The following is a 21299-nucleotide window of genomic DNA, read 5'->3' on the forward strand; positions in this document are numbered from 1 at the left end:
CGCCCCTCCCCCGCATCGGCGCTGACGCGCCTCGTCCTCAAACTCCCCCAAGCTCTCGGCTTCGCTCGAGCAGGGGGGACCCCCTTGACGGGCTACACACCCCCTACCGGCGCCACCAGCACGCTCCCCGTCGTCCGCGCCACCACGAACGACTCCCCCTTCGTCGCCTTCCTGTCGACCACGATGCGGTGCTCGCCGGGTTCCAGGACGCCGTCGTAGAGCTCGTGGACGTGGGTGCGGTAGAGGCGGTCGACGCGGTACGCGGTGAGGGTGACCAGGCAGGTGGAGGTGATCTCGACGTGGGCGGCGCCGGGGGCCGCGGTCAGGGCGGTGAGGCGGCGCTGGGCCACCGGGCTGCGGTCGAGGGCGTATTCGATCTGGGCGACCAGGAGCGGGATGACCGGCGCGAGCCCGTCGACGTAGGCGACGGAGACGCCCGCGGCGTCGAACGCGTCGCGCACCGCCTCGCGCCCGGCCGCCGGGACGGAGCGCCCGAAGGCCACCGCCCCGTACGTGCGCAGCTCCTCCGGCGGCACCCCGGCCGCGTCGTGGGTGATCTCGGCGCCGATTCCGATGGTGCGCAGGGCGGCGGCGAGCTTGGCGAGGACGGCGACGCGGGCGCCGATGAGCAGGACGCGGCGGCGGGCGGCGGGCTCCTCCTCGGTCAGGAGCTGGCCGAGGGCGGAACGGTACGCCTCGCCCTGGAAGCGGAACGGCCCTATGCCGTGGTAGCCGTTGAGCTCCAGATCGGCGCGCTCGCCGGTCTGCCAGGCGAAGTCGCGCCACACGAAGTCGTCGCTGCCGTCGGCGGCCCGCTCGATGACCGCGGTGACGGCGCCGCAGTCAAGGCCCTCGCACTCGGGGCAGCCGTATATGACGTACCGGCCGTCGGCGAGCGGGGCCTCGGCCTCCAGCAGGAGTCTGCGCACATGCGCCGTGAAGATGGCAGGCGGGATGTCGGAGGCGAGCGGGGAGACCGCGTCGAGGTCGGAGAGCTGGAACAGCAGCGGGCGGCCGTTGACGATGAAGTCGACGAAGTCCCGGTGCACTTGGTACTCACCGTTGGCGAGGACTCCACCGGCGCGCATCGCCGGTGCCAGGCCGAAGGTCGCGTACTCGGCAGACATGCTGTGAGTATCCCCACCTCTGGCGTGATGTGAGCACGGCATTCAGGATTCGGCTACGTTCCGGGCATGGACGCGACCGAAGTGATCGTGGTGGGCAGCGGTGTCATCGGCCTGACGACGGCGGTCGTCCTCGCCGAGGCGGGGCGCCGCGTGCGCGTGTGGACGCGGGCGCCCGCCGAGCGCACGACCTCGGCCGTTGCGGGCGCGCTGTGGTGGCCGTACCGCGTCGAGCCGGAGGCGCGGGCCGGAGAATGGTCACTTCAATCCCTTTCCGTGTACGAGGAGTTGGCCTCCTGTGACGCCGCGAGCGGCGTACGCATGGTCGAGGGCGTACACGCCGACACCCGGCTGGACGGGCTCGGACCGTGGGCGGCGCGGGTGCCCGGACTGCGCACGGCGGCGCCGGACGAGTACGCGGGACCGGGCCTGTGGGCGCGCCTGCCGCTGCTCGACATGCCGGTCCATCTCGGCTGGCTGCGGCGGCGGTTGGAGACGGCGGGCGGGATCGTCGAGGAGCACGGGATCGCCCGCCTCGACGAGGCCCTCGCGGCGGCGCCCGTGGTGGTCAACTGTTCCGGCCTCGGCGCCCGCGCCCTCGTACCGGACGGGCACGTGCGCCCGGTGCGCGGGCAGTTGGTGGTCGTGGAGAACCCGGGGCTCACGACGTGGTTCACGGCCGCCGACGCCACCTCGGACGCGACGACCTACTTCTTCCCGCACGGGGAGCGGCTGCTGCTCGGCGGGACCGCGGAGGACGGTGACTGGTCGACGGAACCGGACCCGGCGGTGGCCGACGCCATCGTGAAGCGGTGTGCGGCGGTGCGCCCGGAGATCGCGGGGGCGCGGGTCCTGGAGCACCGGGTGGGGCTGCGGCCCGCGCGGCCCGCCGTCCGCCTGGAGCGTGAAAAGACAGGCGGCGAGGGTGTGTTGGTGCACAACTACGGGCACGGCGGCGGTGGTGTGACGGTCGCGTGGGGATGTGCCCAGGAGGCGGCGCGGCTGGCCGGCGCCGCCTCCTGAAGGCGCGGGCGGTCAGGCCCGTGGACCGGTGGACTCCACCGTCTCCCCTTCGTCCTCCGTCTCGTCCGTGACGGGGCCGATCTGGATCTCGAACTCGCCGTCGTACTGGGCGTGTCCGGCGATCACGGCCTTCTCCACGGCCTCCGTGCCGTGTTCGCCGCGCACGATCAGCGGGTCGCTGCGCAGGTCCCGCATCAGGGCCACGCACATGCCGATCATCACGAGCGTGAACGGGGCCGCGACGAGGATCGTCAGGTTCTGCAGGCCCTGCAGGGCGTTGTCCTCGCCGTCACCGATGAGCAGCATGATCGCGCCGACGGCTCCGGTCACGACGCCCCAGAACACCACGACGAGCCTGCCCGGTTCGAGCGCGCCCTTCTGCGAGAGCGTGCCCATGACGATGGACGCCGCGTCGGCGCCCGACACGAAGAAGATGCCGACCAGGATCATCACGAGGAGGCTCGTGGCCGTGGCGATCGGGTATTCGTGCAGCAGGCCGAAGAGCTGGCCCTCGGGCGTCGTCTCGTCGGCGAGGCCGCCGCGCTCCTTGACCTTCATCGCTGTGCCGCCGAAGACCGCGAACCAGATGAGGCTGACCGTCGAGGGCACGAGGATCACGCCGCCCACGAACTGCCGGATGGTGCGCCCCCTGCTGATGCGGGCGATGAACATGCCGACGAAGGGCGTCCAGGAGATCCACCAGGCCCAGTAGAAGACCGTCCAGCTGCCCAGCCAGTCGGAGACGCCCTTGCCGCTGGACGCCTCGGTGCGCCCGATGAGCTGGGGCAGGTCGCCGAGGTAGGAGCCGAGGGAGGTGGGCAGCAGGTCGAGGACGATGACGGTCGGGCCCGCGATGAACACGAAGACCACGAGCAGCAGCGCCAGGACCATGTTGATGTTCGACAGCCACTGCACGCCCTTCTCCACACCGGAGATGGCGGAGGCGACGAACGCGACGGTCAGGACGGCGATGATGGCGACGAGGAGGCTCGTCGGCACGTCGTCCGCCCAGTCCAGCACCTCGAAGCCGCTGCCGATCTGCAGGGCGCCGAGGCCGAGCGAGGCGGCGGAGCCGAACAGCGTCGCGAAGATCGCGATGATGTCGATGACGCGGCCCCAGGCGCCGTGGGCGTGCTTCTCGCCGATGAGCGGCTCGAAGACGGCACTGATGGTCTGGCGGCGGCCGCGGCGGAAGGTGCTGTAGGCGATGGCGAGGCCCACGACCGCGTAGATCGCCCACGGGTGCAGCGTCCAGTGGAAGAGCGTCGTCGCCATCGACGTCTCCATCTTGGCGGCGGAGTCCGCGGGGTCGGTCCCGGGCGGCGGCGAGCTGTAGTGGGCGAGCGGCTCGCTCACGCCGTAGAACATCAGGCCGATGCCCATGCCGGCGCTGAACATCATCGCTACCCAGGAGACGGTGCGGAACTCCGGCTCCTCCCCCTCCTTGCCGAGGGTGATCTTGCCGTAGCGGCTCATGGCGAGCCACAGCGCGAAGACGACGAAGCCGGTGGCGGCGAGCATGAAGGCCCAACCGCCGTTGTGGATGAGGCCGTTGAGCATCTTCTTGGAGACGCTCTCCAGCGAGTCCGTGGCGGTGGCGCCCCACACCACGAAGGCCAGAGTCAGCACGGCGGTCACGCCGAACACGATCCGGTCGGTCTGGGGCGGCCCTTCGCCCAGGGGGCCCGCGGGTGTGGGCGGGCCCCCTTCGGTGGACGTCTTCTGTGGTTCCTGCGTCACAAAGCGCACCTTTCACGGAGTTAACAGTCAGCTAATCGGTGGTGAATCCATCGACTCTCTGTTCTCCGTTACCCCCTACCACATGTGACGCTCCTCTCACCCCCTCAACAGCCGGTGTCGGGGCGCCCGGTGACGAGGTGATAGGGCGCGCGCTCGTCCAGGAGCAGCGGCACGAGGGCGCGCGCGGACTGCCGCAGCGGCACGTAGGCGGTGCCGTCCTTGCCCCGGTGACGCACCGTCACGCCGTGCAGGGCGAGTTCGTCCTTGACGTCGGCGTACTGGGCGGCGTCCAGCCGGTAGCCGCAGGGCGGGTCCTGAAGGATCTCGGCGGGCTCGGCGGGGTCGTTGTCGGCGCCGCCGAGGTAGACGGGTCCGCGGTCGCGGAACCCGGCGAGCCGGGCCGCCGTCGTGGCCCGCTCCAGGCGGTCGCGGCGGGCGTCGGTGTAGCCGACCAGGCCCCCCAGCGCGGCGAGTTGGGAGTCGACGCGGCGCCGGTTGTTGAGGGCCGGGTCGTTCTTCTCGGCTTCCGTCTTCGGGTCGACGCGGCTCTCGATGAGCAGCCCCGCGGCGTGCTTGATGCCGGAGACGTTGCGCAGGATGCGCTCCTGGCCGTCGCCCGCGGTCTGCTTGATCGGGTCGCCGGTGACGGGGTCGGTCCAGATCCCGTACGTGCCGGTGGTGTACCCGGAGTCGCCCGCGGCCGGGCGGACGTACCCCTGGGAGAGGGTCTGCGCCTCGCGGTGGACGGCCGCGTCGGTGTTCAGGTTGCGGGGCCAGAGGTCGAACAGGTCCTTGTCGTAGTACTGGGGCGTGGCGCCGTACTCGTGCAGGTCGTAGATGACGTCGGGCCGCCGGTCGCGGATCACGGCGGCGACGGCGCGGGCCTCGGCGGTCTTGAGGGCGATGTGGTCGCGGTTGATGTCGACGCCGTCGGAGTTCCCGCGGGTGTCTGCGGCGCGGCCGTCCGGGTTGGCGGTGGGGACGACGAGGAGCGTGGTGCGGCTGAGGAAGCGCCGTGTCTTCTTGTCCGTCGCGTACGCGAGGTCGCGCACCGTCGTCAGACACGCCTCGCGGCCGGACGGCTCGTCGCCGTGCTGGCTGCAGATCAGCAACACCGTGTTGGCGGTGGGCCGTTCACCGATGCGGACCAGCTGGACGGGGCGGTCCTGCTTCGTGGTGCCGATGCGGGCGACGGAGACGCGGTCGCTCGCCTTGTCGATGGTGGCGAGCAGCCGCTGTTCCTCGGGCTGACTGGTCCAGCGGGCGCCGTGGGACTCCTCGAATCCGGTACGGGGCGGGGTCGCCGCCGCCTGGGCGGGCACCGTCAGCAGGGGCGCGGCGAGGGCGACGGCGACGCAGCCCAGGGTGAGGGCGCGGGTGCGGCGTCGCGCCGCTCTGAGCGGGTTCAGGGGTCTCATGCGGTGCTGCCTCCCGGGACATGGCGGAACGGACGCGGCGGGGCCACGCCGTCGAGACGGGACTCGCGGGGGGTGGTGCCGTGCGGGGTGCTCTTGGTGGTGCGGAACGCGTCGGCGCCGCCGACGAGCGGGACCTGCGCGGAGGTACGGGACAGGTCGAGGGTGAGGGTCGGGGTGTCGGCCGGGGGTTCGATGAGGTTCTGGTCGGTGCCCGCGACGATCAGGGCGAGGCGGTGGCCCTTGGGCACGACGTGGTCGCTCGCGGCCAGGTCGAGGGTGATCGTATAGGGCTTGCCGGGGGTGAGGGGGCGGCCCTTGCGGGGGTCGGCGTAGGTGCCGAGGTCGGCCCAGCCGCGGCTGAAGACGGTGTAGTCGACGGCTGCCTTCTTGGCCTCGGTGCGCTTGAAGCAGGAGCTGTCGCCGGTGGTGGAGGCGCCCCAGCAGGTGCGGTCGGGGAGGGTCGTGATGCCCTCGTGGTCATCGGCGTAGTCCCGGATGGTGTCGGGGCCGAGGTCGACCAGGACCGCCGAGAGGTGGGCGGTGCGGGTGGTCGGGGTGGCCGTGACGGTCACCTTCGAGGAGCCGGACAGGCGCAGGTCGCGGGCGAGGGGGCGGGTGGTGAACCCGGCCTTGTCGGGCGTCGACGTGTCGATGGCCGCGGCCCAGTCGGTCTCGCTCCGCTTCGGGTCGTCGGTGAAGCGCTCGGTGCCCTTGCCGCGCTCGGTGCCGAGCGTGCCCACGCCGGGTGAGGTGCCCTTGCCGGGGCGGAGGCCGACGCTCTCGGTGGCGCGCGGCGGCCAGACGCGGTCGGTGGACCACCGGTCGGGGGCTCGCTCGATGTCGGCCATGGGCTCGCGGTCGATGCCGTTGTCGTAGCCGAGGAGTTCGTGGTCGAACCAGCGGTGCAGGGTGTCCACCCAGGCGGTGCGGCGGAAGTCGAAGGGGTCGACGTGGCCGGTCTGGGAGAGCCAGAGCTTGCGCTGGACGCCGTTCTCGGCGAGGGCGTCCCACCACTGGCCGAAGTGCTTGGTGCGGACGTTGAGGTCCTGCATGCCGTGCACGGCGAAGACGCTGGCGCGCACCTTGCCGGCGTCCGGCACGTGGTCGCGCTCGGTCCACAGCGGGGTCCAGTCGCCGCTGCGGGGCGCTCCCTCGACGAGCCTCTTCTGCACGGCGCCGCAGCGGGCGCGGGCCTCGGGGCTCTCCACGGCGTTGGCGAGGCCGTCGGGGCCGCCGTCGTAGAGCGGGGCGCCCTGGGCGAAGTAGTAGTCGTACCAGGAGGAGATGGCGCCGATCGGGACGATGGTCTTGAGGCCCTTGACGCCGGTCGCTGCCACGCCGTTGGCGACGGTGCCGTCGTAGCTCTTGCCGATCATTCCGGTGCTGCCGTCGGTCCAGCCCGTCGCCGTGGCGCGCGCCGTGCCGGTACGGCTGGTGTAGCCCTTCGCCCGCCCGTTCAGCCAGTCCACGACGGCCTTGGCGGACTCGACGTCGGAGCGGCCGCCGACGTCGACACAGCCGTCGGACCGATTGGTTCCGGCCAGGTCGACGCCGACGAACGCGTAGCCCCGGGGCACGAAGTAGTTGTCGTAGAACAGCGGCATCTGGACGACGTGGCCGTCCGCGTCGTAGGTCTTCTTCTGGCTCTCGTTGCCGCGCCCGCAGCAGGAGTAGTACGGGCTGGCGTCCATGATCACGGGTATCTTCCGCCCCTGCTCGGCGGGTTCGCGCGGCCGGACGATGTCGACGGCGACGCGGTCGGTCCGCCCGTCGCCGTCCCCGTCGAGCCGGGTGTCGACCCAGACGGACTCGCGTATCGCCTTCTCGTACGAGTAGACGGGCTGGCTCTCGCGCGGGGCGCGCGGGGCGCCGAGTGCGGCGCCCGGGGACATGAGCGTCGCCATCAGGGCGGCGAGTGCCGCCGTCACCAGGGATCTCCAGATGAAGCGCGTGCGTCGCGCACGTATCGGCATGCGCGGAAGCTACACCGGTCAACTCCCGTGCGACAGAGGGCGAGAAGGGGCGAGAACGGACGCCGGACGGCTCTTGGGACGAAGGGACACATGTCGGCTGAATGGCAATCGTGTGTCATCCGGGGCCATGGACATGACGCGCGCACAGGGGGCTGAATAGGCTCCCAGCAGTCCCAACAGATCTTGTGACCCTAAGACTTGGAGCTTCCGTGTACCGCAGACTCATCGCCCCGGGCGCGTTCGCGGCCGCGCTGCTGCTGGCGATCCCGGCATCGGCCGCAGACTTCACCCCTGGGGCTCCGGGCGCCGGCGACCCCTACTACCCGGCCAGCGGCAACGGCGGATACGACGTCTCGCACTACGACCTGCGCCTGAAGTACCAGCCCGCCACCGACCTCCTGGAGGGCACGGCGACGATCTCCGCCAAGGCCACCCAGGACCTGTCGCGCTTCAACCTCGACTTCGGCCTGAAGGTCAGCGAGGTGCGCGTCAACGGCAAGAAGGCCGCGTTCGCGAAGACCGGCGAGCAGGAGCTGGAGATCACCCCGGCGGCCGGGCTGCCCAAGGGCACGCCGATCACGGTCGTCGTCCGCTACGCGGGCAAGCCCTCCGAGGTGAAGATCAACGGCTACACCGCGTGGGCGCGCACCCCGGACGGCGGCGTGGCCGCGCAGGAGCCGGAGTCCGCCGCGTGGTGGTTCCCCTCCAACGACCACCCGCGCGACAAGGCCACCTACGACGTCTCGGTCTCGGTGCCCGACGGCCACCAGGCGATCTCCAACGGCGTGCTGCAGTCGCAGAGTTCGAAGCTCGGCTGGACCCGCTTCAACTACCGCTCCAACAAGCCGCAGGCCAGCTATCTGACGACGCTGGCCGTCGGCAAGTTCGACATCACGACGGACAAGACGGCCGACGGCCTGCCGGTCCTCAACGCCTACAGCAAGGACCTCGGCGACAACGACGGTGCGGCGCGCGCCAGCATCGAGCGCACCACCGAGGTCGCGGAGTGGCTCGAGACGGTCTTCGGCAAGTACCCCTTCAACGCGCTCGGCGGCTATGTCCCGAACGTGACGAGCGGCTTCGCCCTGGAGACCCAGACCCGCCCCTTCTACAGCCCGAAGCAGTTCGCGAACGGCGCCAACGTCTCGGTCGTCGTCCATGAGCTGGCCCACCAGTGGTACGGCGACAGCGTCTCCGTGGACAACTGGAAGGACATCTGGGTCAACGAGGGCTTCGCCCGCTACAGCCAGTGGCTCTGGTCGGAGAAGGAGGGCGAGGGCACGGCGCAGGAGCTCGCGGACTACGTGTACGCGCAGCACCCCGCGGACGACGCCTTCTGGACCGTCAAGCCGGGCGACCCTGGCGCGGACAAGCAGTTCGACATCGCGGTCTACGACCGGGGCGCGCTCGCCATCCAGGCGCTGCGCAACGCGGTCGGCGAGGATGCGTTCTTCCAGATCCTCAAGGGCTGGCCGAAGGAGCACGCGTACGGGAACGCGAAGGTCGGGGACTTCGTGAAGTACGCGGAGAAGGTGTCGGGCAAGCCGCTGGCCGAGCTGTTCGACACGTGGCTGTACCAGCCGTCGAAGCCGGCGGCGCCCGCCGCGAAGACGGCGGGCGTGCTGCGCTCCCCGGCGAAGGGCGCCGCGGCGAAGGCGCCGGCTCGGCCGAAGTCGTGGAAGCAGATCGCCGCGACGAACGAGGTGCACGCGCACTGAGCCACTGAGCCCACTGAGTCCGCTGAGTCCGCTGAGTCCGCTCGGCTCTCGGTGTGCGGGCCCCGCGTCCGGCGTGTGTGCGCCGGGTGCGGGGCCCTTCGGGGCCAGAACCCCTTCTGATCGGATCATGGGCACCGTTGCCCACTTCTGACCGATTGCTCGATGCCGCTCCCCCCGCTCCATCGGGCTCGTCACACTGAGCGCGCGTGGGTGACCACGCGCGGAGTGACCAGTCCGCGGGGAGAAAGCATGTCTGCACCATCCGGCCTCAGCAGGGGGAACCTCCCCGCCGAGACCACCAGCTTTGTGGGGCGTGGTCCCGAACTCACCGTCGTGGACGGGGCGTTGCGGGACGCACGGGTCGTCACGGTCACCGGTCCCGGAGGTGTCGGCAAGACCCGGCTCGCGCTGCGGGCCGCGGCCGCCGCCCGCGAGCGCTGGCCCGACGGCGTCTGGCTCGCCGACCTGTCGGCGCTGCACAGCCCCGAGCTGCTCGCCCTCACCCTGTCGGAGTCCCTGCGCATCGTGGACCAGACGGTGCGGCCCATGGCGGTGGTGCTCGCCGAGTGGCTCGCGGACAAGGAGCTGCTGCTCGTCCTGGACACCTGCGAGCACCTGGTGGAGGCGTGCACGTCGCTGGTCACCGAACTGGCCGCCGTGGCACCGAAGGTGACCCTCCTGTGCACCTCGCGCCAGCCGCTGCCGGTGCGCGGGGCACAGGTGCTGGAACTGCGCCCGCTCACGGTGCCGGATGGCGGGGACCGGGACGCGGGCAAGGACGGGGACCCACACGGGGCCCGGGACGGGGACAGGGACGGGGGCGGGGGCAAGCCGATGGACACCGACGGACCGTGCGAGGCGCTGGAGCTGTTCACGGAGCGGGCCGCGGCCGCGGTGCCGGGCCTGCGCTTCGCGGGGGCCGACATGGCGGCCGCCGAGGAGGTGTGCCGCCGTCTCGACGGCATCCCGCTGGCCCTGGAACTGGCGGCGGCGCGGCTGCGCCAGCTCTCGGTGACGCGCCTCGCGGCCGAACTGCGCCTGCGCTTCGAGACCCTGGACCAGCAGTACGGCGAGGACACGGCAGGTGCAGAGGGTGGGGAGGACGTGGCCGGTACGGACGCCGGGCTCGACCGGCACCGGACGCTGCGCACCGCCATCGGCTGGAGCCATGAACTCTGCACGCCCCTGGAGCGGTTGCTGTGGGCGCGGCTCGCGGTCTTCCCCGGCAGCTTCGACCCGGCCTTCGTGCGCGAGGTGTGCGCGGGCGGGCCGCTCGGCGCCGACCAGGTGGGACCGGTGCTCGCCGGGCTCGTCGACAAGTCGGTGGTCACGCGCGTGGGCGACCGCTACCGGATGCTCGACACCATCCGCGAGTACGGAGGTCAGTGGCTGGCCGGGCTCGGGGAGGAGCCGGGGGTGCGGCGCCGCCACGCGGAGGCGTTCCTGCGGCTCGCGCGGGAGGCGGACGCCGAGTGGATCGGCCCCCGGCAACGGCAGTGGTACGGGCGTCTGGCCGTCGAACACGCCAACCTGCGGGCCGCGTTGGACTTCCACCTGGCCCGGGGCGACGCGGCCGCGGCGGTGGGGATGGCGGGTGCGCTGTGGTGCTTCTGGTTCTGCTGCGGGGTGCAGCGGGAGGGCTGCGACTACTTGGACCGGGCCCTGGCCCTCGACCCGTCGCCCGGCTTCCTGCGGGGTGAGACCGGGCCGGTGCGGGACCGGGTGCGGGCGGTGTGGGTGCGCGGGTACCTCGCCAACGTCCAGGGGGACTCGACCTTTCCGGAGGAGGCGGCCCGGCAATGCGCCGCGATGGCGCGGCCCGGCGACCGCACGGGTGCCGCGCTGGCCGCCGCGCAGCTGACGGCGGCCCGGCTGACGCTGTACGGGGACCAGCGGGCCACGGTGGCGGCGCTGGAGGGCTGGTCGGCCGAGCCACCCGAGGACTACGCGTTCCCGTTCTGGGTGATGGGCCGCCTCACCCTCGGCTACGCCCTGGCCCAGCTCGGCGAGTTCGACACGGTGAGCGAGCTGATGAGCCGGGTGCGGCAGCAGTGCGGGGCGCGGGGCGACCTGTGGGCGTCGTCGATCGCGCAGTACCTGTGCGCGATCGCGGAGGCGGGCAACGGCCGCTTCGGCCAGGCCCAGGCCCACGCCGAACGGGCTCTCGCGGGCCCGCAGGTCCTCGGCGACACCCTGATGAGCGCGGTCATCCTGGACGTCCTCGCCCCGGCGACCCTGGCCCTCGGCCGGGCGGAACGGGCGGCCTGCTTCCAGGGCGTGGCGGACAGCCTGTGGCAACGCGTCGGCGGCAGCCCGCACTCCAAGTCCCCGCACTTCCAACAGGCCCGCCAGGCATGCGAGGAGGGCGCGCGGCAGGCGCTCGGCGATCCCGCGTACGAGCGGGCGTTCCGGGACGGGGCGGCGCTGGGGATGAGCCGGGGACTGGCGTATGCGCGGGGGGCCGAACTCCCGTCACCGGAAGGCTGATCACCACAGCCCCGCCTTCCCCTCTACGCCTTCCCTTCTCCGACTTCCCTCTTCCCTTCTACGGACCCCACGGGCGCGGGGCGGACGAACTCCCGCCTCCGGACGCCTGATCGCAGCCCGCCTCGGGCGGCGGGCACGGTACGTCGACGGGTGCCGCACGCGGCTCGCAGATCAACAGGGCCAGGTCGTCGGTGAGGGGGCCCGCCGTATGGGCCGCGACGAGGGTGTGGAGGGCGTCGAGGCAGTCGTGCAGAAGCGGTCCGCCGAGCGCCTTCCTGACGCGGGCGTCGAGCGGGAACATCACGCCCTGGGCGTCGCGCGCCTCGCTGAGCCCATCGGTGTAGAGCAACAGCCGCTCGCCGGCCGCGAGGCGGTAGCGCTGCTGGCGCGGGACGGGGTGGAGGCCCAACGGCGGTACGGGCTCCGCCGGTTCAAGGGCTTCGAACCGCGCCCCGAGGCGCAGCGGCGCGGGATGCCCGCAGTTGACCAGGCGCACCTCGCCGGGGGCGAACTCGGCGAGGACGACGGTGACGAAGTCCTCGGCGCCGAGACGGCTGCCGATCGCGGCGTCCACGCGGGCGGCCAGGTCCGGCAGCCGTGGCGTACCGGGGGCCAGGGTCCGGAAGGCGGCGACGGTGGCCGCCGCGAGCCGGACCGCCACGGCCCCATGACCGCGTGCGTCCCCGACGATCACGCGGAGCCCGTACGGCGAGTCGACGATGTCGAAGAGATCACCGCCGAGCACGGCGTCCGGGGAGGCGGAGAGGTAGCGGGTGGCGATGCGGTGGCGACCGATGTGGAGGTCGAGGGGGGCCGGGGGGACGGGTGCGGCTGGGGCGGTGACGTCGGCGGCTGCGAGGGCTGCGGCGGTGGCGCTGGTGGCGGTGCCCTCGGCTGCGGCGGTGATGTCGGTGGCGCCGGTGGCGGTGCCCTCGGCTGCGGCCACGGCAGTTGCTTCGGCGCCGCTCGCGGCCGTGGCACTGTCCCGGGCAGCGGTCACTGCTGCGTCACGGGCTTCTGCGTCGCCTATGGAGTCGACCGGCCGCCTTCCGATGTGACGGCGCCGCGCCAGGCACCCGACAGCGGCGCCCGTGGCCAAGGCCAGCACCACCGCCCCCACCACGAGCCCGAACCCGAACACCACCGCGCCGCCCGCGAAGCCCACACCGACGACAACGAGCCCGACAGGAATCAGGGAGAGCACCGATTCCGACACGACGCGGCGCCGCGCGAGGCACCCGACGACCACGGCGGCCACCGCCAGCACGACCGCACCCGCGACCTTGCCGAACCCCGACACGACCACACCCACCACAACACCCACAGCGACAACAACAACGACAACAACAACGCCGGTGGCGAGCAGGGCACGCTTTCCCGCAGCAGGCACCCGACCCGCCTCCCCCACCGTTGCTCGTCCGGCCTTCACCCCCTGGCCCGCGGCGCGACACCACGGGCCGAACGGCCACTGTCCCGCACGGCCGGGTGCGACAGTCGTCGATGCGTGAAGGTGACGGAAGCTGACCGCAGCTGTCCGGAAGCTTCACTTCCGAGGTGAGGGGCCCGGCTCAGCGGTGTGCGCGGTGTTCCGCCCTGGCCGCCCGCGCGAGCGGCAAGTACCGCGCCCGTTCAGGCAACAGCGGCACCACCACGCGCACCACCCGGCCGAACCGGCGCAGCGCCCGCTCCTGGCGGGCCGTCCACTCCAGACCGATCGCCTCCCGCGCGTCGGGCGGCAGCAGCCCGATCGTGAGGAAGCGGCGGAGACGGGCGAGCGGGGGCAGCAGGAGAGGCCACAGCGCCCGGAGGGCCCACCGCACCGGGCGGGGGCCGAAGTCCGGTGCGGGGATGGCCGGTTCGGGGCTCGTCAGCTCGCGGACCACGGCGTTCGACCGCACCTCGTGCGCGAGCATCTCGCGGTAGTACGGCCAGAACTCCTCGACCGTGCCCGGCATGTCGCGGTCCCGAAGGCCGAGGATCCGGCCGACCTGGAGCCACTCCGCGTACAACTGCCGCTCCTCGCCCGGCGTGAAGGGCCGCCGGCCGACGTAGCGCTGCGCGTGCCGGTAGACGGGGAAGCCGGTGGCGTGCACCCAGGCGTACGCGGCGGGGTCGAGCGCCCGGTAGGGGCGACCGCGGGTGTCGGTGCCCCGGATGGAGCGGTGCAGGACCCGGAGCCTGCGCCCTTCCTCGGCGGCACTCTCACCCCCGTACACCCAGAGGGCCAGCGATCGCAGCGAGCGTTCGCCGCGTCCCCAGGGGTCGGTGCGGAAGACCGAGTACGCGTCCACCCCGGCGCCGACCGCCGGGTGTGCCACCTGCAGGGTCATCGCGGCGGGCAGGGCCAGAAGCATGCGGACGTCGCCCGCGATGCTCCAGAGGATGCCGCCGGGCGGGGGCGGGGCGGGGTTCGAGGGGGCGTCGTGCGACGCGGCGTGAGAGGTCATGGCGCCGTGGGGGTCGGGGGGGGATGGCCGTGGTCCTGATTCCAGTATGCGGCGGTCCGGGCCCGCCCGGCGGCGACGAGGGCGCTAAGCATGGCGAGGACGCTGAGCATGGCGAGAACGGCGAGGACGGCGAAGGTGATGGGGGGCGGCGGGGGTGGTGCGGGCTCAGGGAACGGGCGGGGGCGCCACCGCCGGGAGCGGGTCGTCGACGGCGCGGGACGCCAGCTCCGAGGCCACCTCCGCCACCTGGCAACGCAGTTCGGCCTCGGCGGAGGCGCGCTCGGCCTCGACGCGGGCCTGTCCGGCGGTGCTCACGGCGTCCCGCTCGCGCCGCTCCTCGACGCGGGCGGGCTCGGGCAGCGCGGTGCTCTGTTCCCGGCTCGACCCGGTGGTTTCGGACGCCTCGTACACCTCGGGCGTCTCGAACGCCTCAGGCGCTTCGTAGGGTTCGGGCGCTTCGTAGGGTTCGGGCGTCTCGGCTCCCTCCGCGCGGCACAGCACCTTGCGGAGCAGGAAGTAGCAGAGGGCGAGCAGCGGCAAGGCGTAGGCCCAGTCCTGCACCCTGGGGTTCACCGGGCCCATGTCGGCCGGAACTAAGTGCATGGGGAGTCATTACCCGCTCATCGGCGCGAAGCAACGCACACATGTCACTGACCGTGCGGGGTTTCCGTGCCGGGATTCCTTACGGGGATGGGGAGTTGGGCGCTCCGCCAGAAATACGTGGACGGGCTCGGCAGCCCCTCGTTAGGGTACTGATCGTGAACAGCCCCGAGTCCGACAGACGCTAGCCACCGGCCGTCCGGTGGCTCTCGCGGTGTCGCCGCCCGCGCTCGCGGGTGCGCTGTTCCCTTTCTGCGTGTTCCGCCCCGGACCGCCGCCTCACGGGTTCTCTCACTTTCTCCCGATGTGGTTGCGGAGTTCTGCTGTGCCATTCGCTCTCTACATGCTCGGACTCGCCGTGTTCGCCCAAGGCACCTCCGAGTTCATGCTGTCCGGGCTCATCCCGGACATCGCCGCCGACCTGGACGTGTCCGTCGCGGCGGCCGGTTCGCTGACCTCGGCGTTCGCCGTGGGCATGGTCGTCGGCGCGCCCCTGATGGCGGCCCTGAGTCTGAGCTGGCCGCGCCGCCGCGCGCTGCTCGCGTTCCTGATCACCTTCCTGTGCGTGCACGTCCTCGGCGCCCTCACCACGAGCTATGCGGTCCTGGTGGGCACGCGGGTCGTGGGGGCGCTCGCCAACGCCGGGTTCCTGGCCGTCGCCCTCGCGGCCGCCACCTCGATGGTCGCCCCGGACGCCAAGGGACGCGCCACGTCGGTGCTCCTCGGGGGCGTCACGCTCGCCTGTGTCGCGGGGGTGCCCGCGGGCGCGCTGCTCGGCACGGTGTGGGGGTGGCGGTCGGCGTTCTGGGCCGTGGCCGTCGTCTCGGTTCCGGCGGTCGTCGCGATCGTGCGGTCGGTGCCGGACGGGGATTCCGTGCCCGGGTCCGGGTTCGGCACGTCGTCCGGGGCGGGGTCCGGTGGTGCCGGGCGGGGCGCGGCAGCCGCTGCCCTCCGGGCCGAGCTCGGCGTGCTGCGGCGGCCCCGGCTCCTGGTGACCCTGCTGCTGGGGGCGCTGGTCAACGGCGCGACCTTCTGCACGTTCACGTATCTGGCGACGCTGGCCACGGACGTCAGCGAGTTCGGCGACGCGTGGGTGCCGGGGGTGCTCGCGCTGTTCGGCGCGGGGTCGTTCCTCGGGGTCACGGCCGCCGGGCGGCTCGCGGACACCAGGCCGGTCGCGGTCCTGACGGTGGGCGGTACGGCGCTCCTTACCGGGTGGGTGCTCTTCGCGCTCACAGCGGGAAACCCCGTGGCCGCGGCAGTGCTCGTCCTGGTCCAGGGCACGCTCTCGTTCGCGGTCGGCACGACGCTCATCACGCGCGCGCTGTACGCGGGCTCGGACGCCCCCACCCTCGCCGGCGGCTTCGCGACGGCCGCCCTGAACGTGGGCGCCGCCCTCGGCCCCACCCTCGGCGGCCTGACCCTCGACACGTCCCTCGGCCACCGCGCACCGCTGTGGGTCAGCGCGCTCCTCGTGGGGCTCGCGGTCGTGGTCGGCGGGGCGGCGGAGGCGGTCGGACGCCGTTCGGCGGCGAAGGGCCCGGCGGGCGCGGGCGGGATCGCGGAGCAGGGGGTGACGCGGGTGTCCTGATGGGGCGGTGCGTCGGGGGGGGCTGGCTTGTGGGTATCGGGGGCCGACTAGCCCATAGCCCCCCCGAGGGCGGCTCCCCGGACCCCGGGAACCCGGAACCCGGGTTCCGGGACCCGGACCCCGGGACCCAAGGGGGTCACCCGAAGTCGTACACCGTCACCGCGATCCCCCGCCCGACAAGGCGCTCGGATATCAGCGGCTCGACCCTCGACCACTTGCCGCCCGCGAGGCCGCAGCCGATGCGCGGCATGTGCACGGAGGCGCCGAGCTCGGTCGCCTTGTCCGCGAGCGCGGTGAGGGCGGTGTCGATCGCCTCGTACCGCACGGGGACGCCCTTGCTGCCGGTCTTGATGCCGCGCTGGCCGACCATGTTGGCCACCCAGATGTGGCGGCTCACCTCGACGAACTGGACCGCGCCCAGGCCGAAGTCGTTCTTCGCGCGCTCCCTGTGCCAGCGGCGGAAGGCGGCCTCCGGCTCCGGCCAGCGGCGGGAGACGGCGAGCACGAAGCCCTTTCCCCAGCCTCCCAGGTCGTTGCAGACATGGGCGATCACCTTGACGCCCTTGCCCAACGGCGCGGTGGCGTCACCCCGGACATACGTGATCTCCGACATGACGCCACCGTAAGGGCAGGCACTGACAGCGGGACCGGCCCGCCGTCGCCCATGGCTACTCCTGCGTCAGGCTCTGCGCCTCGCGGTCGACCCGCTTGCGGACGCCGAACCAGCCCACGACCAGGGCCGCGCCCACGATCGGGATCAGGAACAGGGTCTTGCGGCCGATCTCCGCGTCCTTCCACATGAGGCCGAGCACGGCGAGCAGGAACGCGATCGTCACGTACTCCGTGACCCCGCTGCCGGGCAGGCGGAACTTCGGGCGGCTGATCCGGCCGGCCTTGGCGGCGCGCACGAAGGCCAGGTGGCAGACCATGATCGTGATCCAGGTGCCGATGATGCCGAGCGAGGCCACGTTCAGGACGATCTCGAACGCCTTCTCCGGGACGATGCTGTTCAGGCCGACGCCGAGCACACCGATCGAGGCGGTGAGCAGGATGCCGCCGTACGGGACCTGGTTGCGGTTCATCTTCGCCGTGAACTTGGGCGCCGAGCCCGCCATCGCCATCGAGCGCAGGATGCGGCCGGTGGAGTACAGGCCGGAGTTGAGCGAGGACATGGCGGCCGTGAGGACCACGAAGTTCATGACGTCGCCCGCGGCCGGGACGCCGATCTTGGAGAGCACCGTCACGAAGGGGCTCTGGTCGGCCGAGTACATGGCGCCCGGGAGCAGCAGGGCGAGCAGGACGACCGAGCCGACGTAGAAGAGGCCGACGCGCCACATGATCGAGTTCACCGCGCGCGGGACGATCTTCTGCGGGTCCTTGGTCTCGCCGGCCGCGACGCCGACCAGCTCCAGGGACGCGTACGCGAAGACGACGCCCTGCATCACGATCACGACCGGCATCATGCCGTTGGGCAGGAAGCCGCCGTGGTCGGTGATCATGTTCAGGCCCGGCGTCTCGCCGCCCACCTTGTGCTGGGTGCTCAGCAGGAAGATGCCGATGATCATGAAGGCGGTGAGCGCCGCGACCTTGATGATCGCGAACCAGAACTCCATCTCACCGAAGTACTTCACCGAGATGAGGTTCACGGAGAGGACCACCGCGAGGGCGATCAGCGCGAGCACCCACTGGGGTATGTCGGTGAAGAAGCTCCAGTAGTGGGTGTAGAGGGCGATCGCCGTGATGTCGGCGATGCAGGTCGTCGACCAGTTGAGGAAGTACATCCAGCCGGCGAAGTAGGCGCCCTTCTCGCCGAGGAACTCGCGCGCGTACGAGACGAACGAGCCGGACGACGGACGGTAGAGCACCATCTCGCCGAGGGCGCGTACGACGAAGAAGGCGAAGATGCCGCACACGAGGTACGCGAGGGCGAGTGCGGGGCCCGCCGAGTTGAGGCGGCCGCCCGCCCCGAGGAAGAGGCCCGTGCCGATCGCGCCACCGATCGCGATCATGTTGACGTGACGGGCCTTGAGGTCCTTGCTGTATCCGGCGTCGCCCGCGTCCGCGGGGGCCTGGGAGGCGTCGTTGCGGGACGCGTCCACGGCGGCCGTGTCTACGGCTTCCTTGCTCACGTGGTGGATCTACTCTCTGGTCGCCCGGAAGAGCTCCGGGGTCCGGATGTGCTCCGGTCCGCGACACCCCTGACGTGGCGCGGACCGATTGGACACCTTCCCCCAGAGATCACCCACTACGCGGTGGCGCACGTCACATAGCGGTACTTCTCACATGGTGATCAAGGGATGTACAACCGCTGATCAAGGGGTGTACAGGTCGTCGATCGCCTGCTGGTAGCGGTCCCTGATGACCCGTCGGCGCAGCTTCAGGGAGGGCGTGAGCTCGCCGGTCTCGGGGCCCCACTCCTCGCCGAGCAGGCGGTAGCGCTTGACCTGCTCGGTGCGGTTGAGGCGGGAGTTGGCGGCCTCGACGGCGCGGTCGACCTCCGCGCGCACGGCCTCGCTCGCGGTCAGGTCGCCGGTGACGCCGTGCGCGGCGGCCCACGCGGGGGCCATCTCGGAGTCGAGGACGAGCAGGGCCACCAGGTAGGAGCGGCCGTCGCCGTGGACGAGGGCCTGGCCGATGAGGGGGTGCTCCTTGAGGGCGTTCTCGACGAGGGCGGGCGAGACGTTCTTGCCCGTCGAGGTCACGATCATTTCCTTCTTGCGGTCGGTGAGCCAGAGGTAGCCGTCCTCGTCGAGCCGCCCGATGTCGCCGGTCGGGAACCAGCCGTCGGCGTCGACCATGCCGTCCACGGTGCCGTCGGCGCGTACGTAGCCGTCGCAGACCGTCGCACCGCGCACCAAGATCTCGCCGTCCTCGGCGATGCGGACCTCGACGCCGTCCAGGGGGCGGCCCACCGAGCCGAGCCGGAAGCCGGACGGGCAGTTCGTCGTGACGACGCCCGTCGTCTCGCTCAGCCCCCACGCGTCCATGATCGTGATGCCGAAGCCCGCCCAGAACCTCACCACGTCCAGGGGCATGGGCGCCGACGCGCTCGACGTCCACACGAGCCGGTCGAACCCGGCGAGCGCGAGCAGCGGGTCGAGCACCTTCTCCTTGGCCTCCCGGTACGCGGACTCGACCGCGGCGGGCGGCTCCTCGCCCCGTTCCCGGTACTCCACGCGCGCGCGTGCCGAGGCGTTCGCCGCCTCGATCGCGGTGCGCTGCTCCTCGGGGAGGCCCGCGAGCACGGCCTTCACGGAGGCGGCGAGCTTCTCCCACACGCGCGGGACACCGAAGAACTGCGCCGGGTGCAGCTCGCGCACGGTCGCCGCGACCGCCGCCGGGTCCGGGCACAGGTAGACGTGCGCGGCGCGGAACACCGACAGGTAGAGGCCCAGCATGCGCTCGGCTATGTGCGCGAACGGCAGGTAGCAGATGTGCTCGACGTGGTCGGGCAGCTCGATGACGGAGTCCAGGGCGACCGCGTTCAGGAGGACGTTGCGGTGCGTGATGCGCACGCCCTTGGGGTCGCCGGTGGTGCCCGAGGTGTAGACGACGGTGAGCGCGTCCTCGGGGCGGGCCTCGCGCCAGCCCTTCTCGAATCCGTCCGGGTCGTACAGACGGGCGCCGGTCGCGTGCAGCGAGCCGTACGTGCGGTGCGGGCCCGCCTCGGCGGCCTCGGCCACGACGAGGCGCTCCAGGGGCACCGTCCCGTCCGCCAACAGCGGCTCCCAGCGCGCCAGTTCACGGGCGCCCTCGACGATCGCGAAGCGGGCGCGGCTGTGCCGGGCGATGTGCGCGACCTGTTCGGGCGCCGCGGTGCCGTACACAGTGACGGGCACGGCGCCGAGGTGGACCAGGGCGAGGTCGCTCAGCCAGTGCTCGGCGCGGTTGGACATCATCATCAGGACGTGCTCGCCGCGTGCGACGCCGAGCGCGGTGTAGCCGGCGGCGAGCACGGCGACCTTGCGGCGGACCTCGCGCCAGGTGAGGGTCGTCCACTCGGCGGCGCCCTCGTGCTTCCAGGAGAGGGCGGGGCGGTCGCCGTGGTCCTCGGCGTTGCGGAGCAGCAGGGCGGGCAGCGTGAGGTCGGCGGGGTCTCCGGGGAGTCGCAGGATCGTGCTCATGACCGTCTCCTGGTGCCATCGACGATGGGGGTGACAGGTGCGTGACGGAGCGTGTGACAGGCGGGTCCGGGGAAGCAGGGGTGCGTTCCCGCGTCGTTCGGTGCGTGCTCTCGGCGTGCCGGACGAAGGCCCTTGTAGCGGAGCTACTTGGGCCTTTGGCCGGTGCGGCGAGAGTGCGTGCCGGGCGGCGTGGGGATGTGCCCCTGCTTCCCCGGACCCGCCTGGTCCCGGAGGGTTTCACAACTCAGCTGTGCCAGCAATACTGTTACACCGCATTGGTGCACAACCGGGGAGGCGATGCGCCGCCATGACGACGGACACCGAGGAGCCGACGCTCACTGTCGACGAGCTGGCCGCGCGCGCGGGCGTCACGGTCCGCACGATCCGCTTCTACGGCACGAAGGGCCTGCTGCCCCCTCCGGCGATCGGCCCGCGCCGCGTCGGCCACTACGGCCAGGAGCACCTCTCCCGGCTCGCCCTCATAGAGGAGCTCCAGCACCAGGGCATGACGCTGGCGGCGATCGAGCGCTATCTGGAACAGCTGCCGCCCGACCTGAGCGCCCACGACCTCGCCATCCACCGCGCCGTGGTGGCCTCCTGGGCCCCCGACTCGGCCGAGGACATGGCGCTGCCCGACCTCGAGCGCAGGGCGGGGCGCGCGCTGTCGGAGGAGGACCTGGACCGGCTCGCGGCAATGGGGGTGCTCGCGTGGACGGAGGCCCCGGAGACGTTCCGCGTGGACCCGGGCCTGCTGCGGCTCGGCGTGCAGCTCCTGGACGTGCCGATCGCGCACGAGACGATCCTCGCGGCCCGCACGGTCCTCATGGAGCACACTCGCTCGGCCGCTCACGAACTGTCGCGGCTCTTCCGCGACGAGGTGTGGGGGCCCTACCGGGAGCGCGAGTCGGACCCGGAGCACGTGGCGGCGATGCGCTCGCTCTCGGCCCATATGCAGCCGATGGTGGTGCAGGCACTGGTGACCGCTTTCCAGCGGTCGCTGAAGGAGGAGCTGCGGGTGTGGCTCAAGGAGAGCTGAGCCACACCCGTCGGGCCA

15 protein-coding genes are annotated in these 21299 nt (G+C 72.1%); 5 read left to right on the forward strand and 10 right to left on the reverse strand.

Annotation, left to right across the window (positions count from 1 at the left end):
* Positions 1-92: 92 nt before the first annotated feature.
* Complete coding sequence (locus ACQB60_RS06500; protein WP_496924853.1) at positions 93-1127, reverse strand: oxidoreductase; 1035 nt, start codon at positions 1125-1127, stop codon at positions 93-95.
* A 66-nt stretch (positions 1128-1193) separates the two neighbouring features.
* On the opposite strand from ACQB60_RS06500, the gene ACQB60_RS06505 reads away from it, so the two are divergent.
* Positions 1194-2147, forward strand: coding sequence for an FAD-dependent oxidoreductase (locus ACQB60_RS06505; RefSeq protein WP_496924854.1), 954 nt, complete (start codon positions 1194-1196; stop codon positions 2145-2147).
* A 12-nt stretch (positions 2148-2159) separates the two neighbouring features.
* On the opposite strand, the gene ACQB60_RS06510 is transcribed toward ACQB60_RS06505, so the two are convergent.
* From ACQB60_RS06510 to ACQB60_RS06520, 3 genes are all read right to left on the reverse strand, one after another.
* Complete coding sequence (locus ACQB60_RS06510; RefSeq protein ID WP_496924855.1) at positions 2160-3887, reverse strand: BCCT family transporter; 1728 nt, start codon at positions 3885-3887, stop codon at positions 2160-2162.
* Positions 3888-3991: 104 nt separating this feature from the next.
* Positions 3992-5305: a M14 family metallopeptidase gene (locus tag ACQB60_RS06515; RefSeq protein WP_496924856.1), complete on the reverse strand. Its 1314-nt coding sequence runs from the start codon at positions 5303-5305 to the stop codon at positions 3992-3994.
* On the reverse strand, positions 5302-7278 hold the full coding sequence (locus ACQB60_RS06520) for a Xaa-Pro dipeptidyl-peptidase (RefSeq protein ID WP_496924857.1): 1977 nt from the start codon (positions 7276-7278) through the stop codon (positions 5302-5304). Before ACQB60_RS06520 ends, ACQB60_RS06515 begins: the two co-directional genes overlap by 4 nt.
* A gap of 209 nt (positions 7279-7487) precedes the next feature.
* On the opposite strand from ACQB60_RS06520, the gene ACQB60_RS06525 reads away from it, so the two are divergent.
* Complete coding sequence (locus ACQB60_RS06525) at positions 7488-8996, forward strand: M1 family metallopeptidase (protein WP_496924858.1); 1509 nt, start codon at positions 7488-7490, stop codon at positions 8994-8996.
* Positions 8997-9245: 249 nt separating this feature from the next.
* Positions 9246-11483 carry an ATP-binding protein gene (locus ACQB60_RS06530; RefSeq protein ID WP_496924859.1) on the forward strand — a complete coding sequence of 746 codons (2238 nt, stop codon included), beginning with the start codon at positions 9246-9248 and terminating at the stop codon, positions 11481-11483.
* Between the two features lie 58 nt (positions 11484-11541).
* Here ACQB60_RS06530 and ACQB60_RS06535 read toward each other — a convergent pair whose 3' ends face one another.
* From ACQB60_RS06535 to ACQB60_RS06545, 3 genes are all read right to left on the reverse strand, one after another.
* The gene (locus ACQB60_RS06535) at positions 11542-12873 is read right to left on the reverse strand and encodes a PP2C family protein-serine/threonine phosphatase (protein ID WP_496924860.1); all 1332 of its coding nucleotides are present in this window, start codon (positions 12871-12873) and stop codon (positions 11542-11544) included.
* Positions 12874-13051: 178 nt separating this feature from the next.
* The gene (locus tag ACQB60_RS06540) at positions 13052-13930 is read right to left on the reverse strand and encodes an oxygenase MpaB family protein (protein WP_496924861.1); all 879 of its coding nucleotides are present in this window, start codon (positions 13928-13930) and stop codon (positions 13052-13054) included.
* A 165-nt stretch (positions 13931-14095) separates the two neighbouring features.
* Positions 14096-14533 carry a hypothetical protein gene (locus tag ACQB60_RS06545; protein WP_496924862.1) on the reverse strand — a complete coding sequence of 146 codons (438 nt, stop codon included), beginning with the start codon at positions 14531-14533 and terminating at the stop codon, positions 14096-14098.
* Between the two features lie 322 nt (positions 14534-14855).
* Here ACQB60_RS06545 and ACQB60_RS06550 point away from each other — a divergent pair, with 322 nt between their 5' ends.
* Positions 14856-16121: a Cmx/CmrA family chloramphenicol efflux MFS transporter gene (locus ACQB60_RS06550; protein WP_496924863.1), complete on the forward strand. Its 1266-nt coding sequence runs from the start codon at positions 14856-14858 to the stop codon at positions 16119-16121.
* A 136-nt stretch (positions 16122-16257) separates the two neighbouring features.
* Here the strand turns inward: ACQB60_RS06550 and ACQB60_RS06555 are convergent, their stop codons facing one another.
* The 3 genes from ACQB60_RS06555 to ACQB60_RS06565 all read right to left on the reverse strand — a co-directional run bounded on the left by ACQB60_RS06555 (position 16258) and on the right by ACQB60_RS06565 (position 20245).
* Entirely contained in the window at positions 16258-16734 is a 477-nt protein-coding gene (locus tag ACQB60_RS06555) for a macro domain-containing protein (protein WP_496924864.1), read from the reverse strand.
* Positions 16735-16789: 55 nt separating this feature from the next.
* A complete protein-coding gene (locus tag ACQB60_RS06560; RefSeq protein WP_496924865.1) occupies positions 16790-18250 on the reverse strand; it encodes an amino acid permease in 1461 nt (486 codons plus the stop codon).
* A 183-nt stretch (positions 18251-18433) separates the two neighbouring features.
* Complete coding sequence (locus tag ACQB60_RS06565; RefSeq protein ID WP_496924866.1) at positions 18434-20245, reverse strand: AMP-dependent synthetase/ligase; 1812 nt, start codon at positions 20243-20245, stop codon at positions 18434-18436.
* 307 nt (positions 20246-20552) lie between these two features.
* On the opposite strand from ACQB60_RS06565, the gene ACQB60_RS06570 reads away from it, so the two are divergent.
* A complete protein-coding gene (locus ACQB60_RS06570; RefSeq protein ID WP_496924867.1) occupies positions 20553-21281 on the forward strand; it encodes a MerR family transcriptional regulator in 729 nt (242 codons plus the stop codon).
* The last annotated feature ends 18 nt before the right edge of the window (positions 21282-21299 follow it).

The organism is Streptomyces odontotermitis (assembly GCF_050510915.1).
Taxonomy (GTDB): domain Bacteria; phylum Actinomycetota; class Actinomycetes; order Streptomycetales; family Streptomycetaceae; genus Streptomyces.

Coding starts and splice junctions, on each gene's coding strand:
- ACQB60_RS06545 (WP_496924862.1), bottom strand. CDS start 14,533: ATGCACTTAGTTCCGGCCGACATGGGCCCGGTGAACCCCAGGGTGCAG.
- ACQB60_RS06500 (WP_496924853.1), bottom strand. CDS start 1,127: ATGTCTGCCGAGTACGCGACCTTCGGCCTGGCACCGGCGATGCGCGCC.
- ACQB60_RS06520 (WP_496924857.1), bottom strand. CDS start 7,278: ATGCCGATACGTGCGCGACGCACGCGCTTCATCTGGAGATCCCTGGTG.
- ACQB60_RS06505 (WP_496924854.1), top strand. CDS start 1,194: ATGGACGCGACCGAAGTGATCGTGGTGGGCAGCGGTGTCATCGGCCTG.
- ACQB60_RS06530 (WP_496924859.1), top strand. CDS start 9,246: ATGTCTGCACCATCCGGCCTCAGCAGGGGGAACCTCCCCGCCGAGACC.
- ACQB60_RS06565 (WP_496924866.1), bottom strand. CDS start 20,245: ATGAGCACGATCCTGCGACTCCCCGGAGACCCCGCCGACCTCACGCTG.
- ACQB60_RS06570 (WP_496924867.1), top strand. CDS start 20,553: ATGACGACGGACACCGAGGAGCCGACGCTCACTGTCGACGAGCTGGCC.
- ACQB60_RS06515 (WP_496924856.1), bottom strand. CDS start 5,305: ATGAGACCCCTGAACCCGCTCAGAGCGGCGCGACGCCGCACCCGCGCC.
- ACQB60_RS06555 (WP_496924864.1), bottom strand. CDS start 16,734: ATGTCGGAGATCACGTATGTCCGGGGTGACGCCACCGCGCCGTTGGGC.
- ACQB60_RS06540 (WP_496924861.1), bottom strand. CDS start 13,930: ATGACCTCTCACGCCGCGTCGCACGACGCCCCCTCGAACCCCGCCCCG.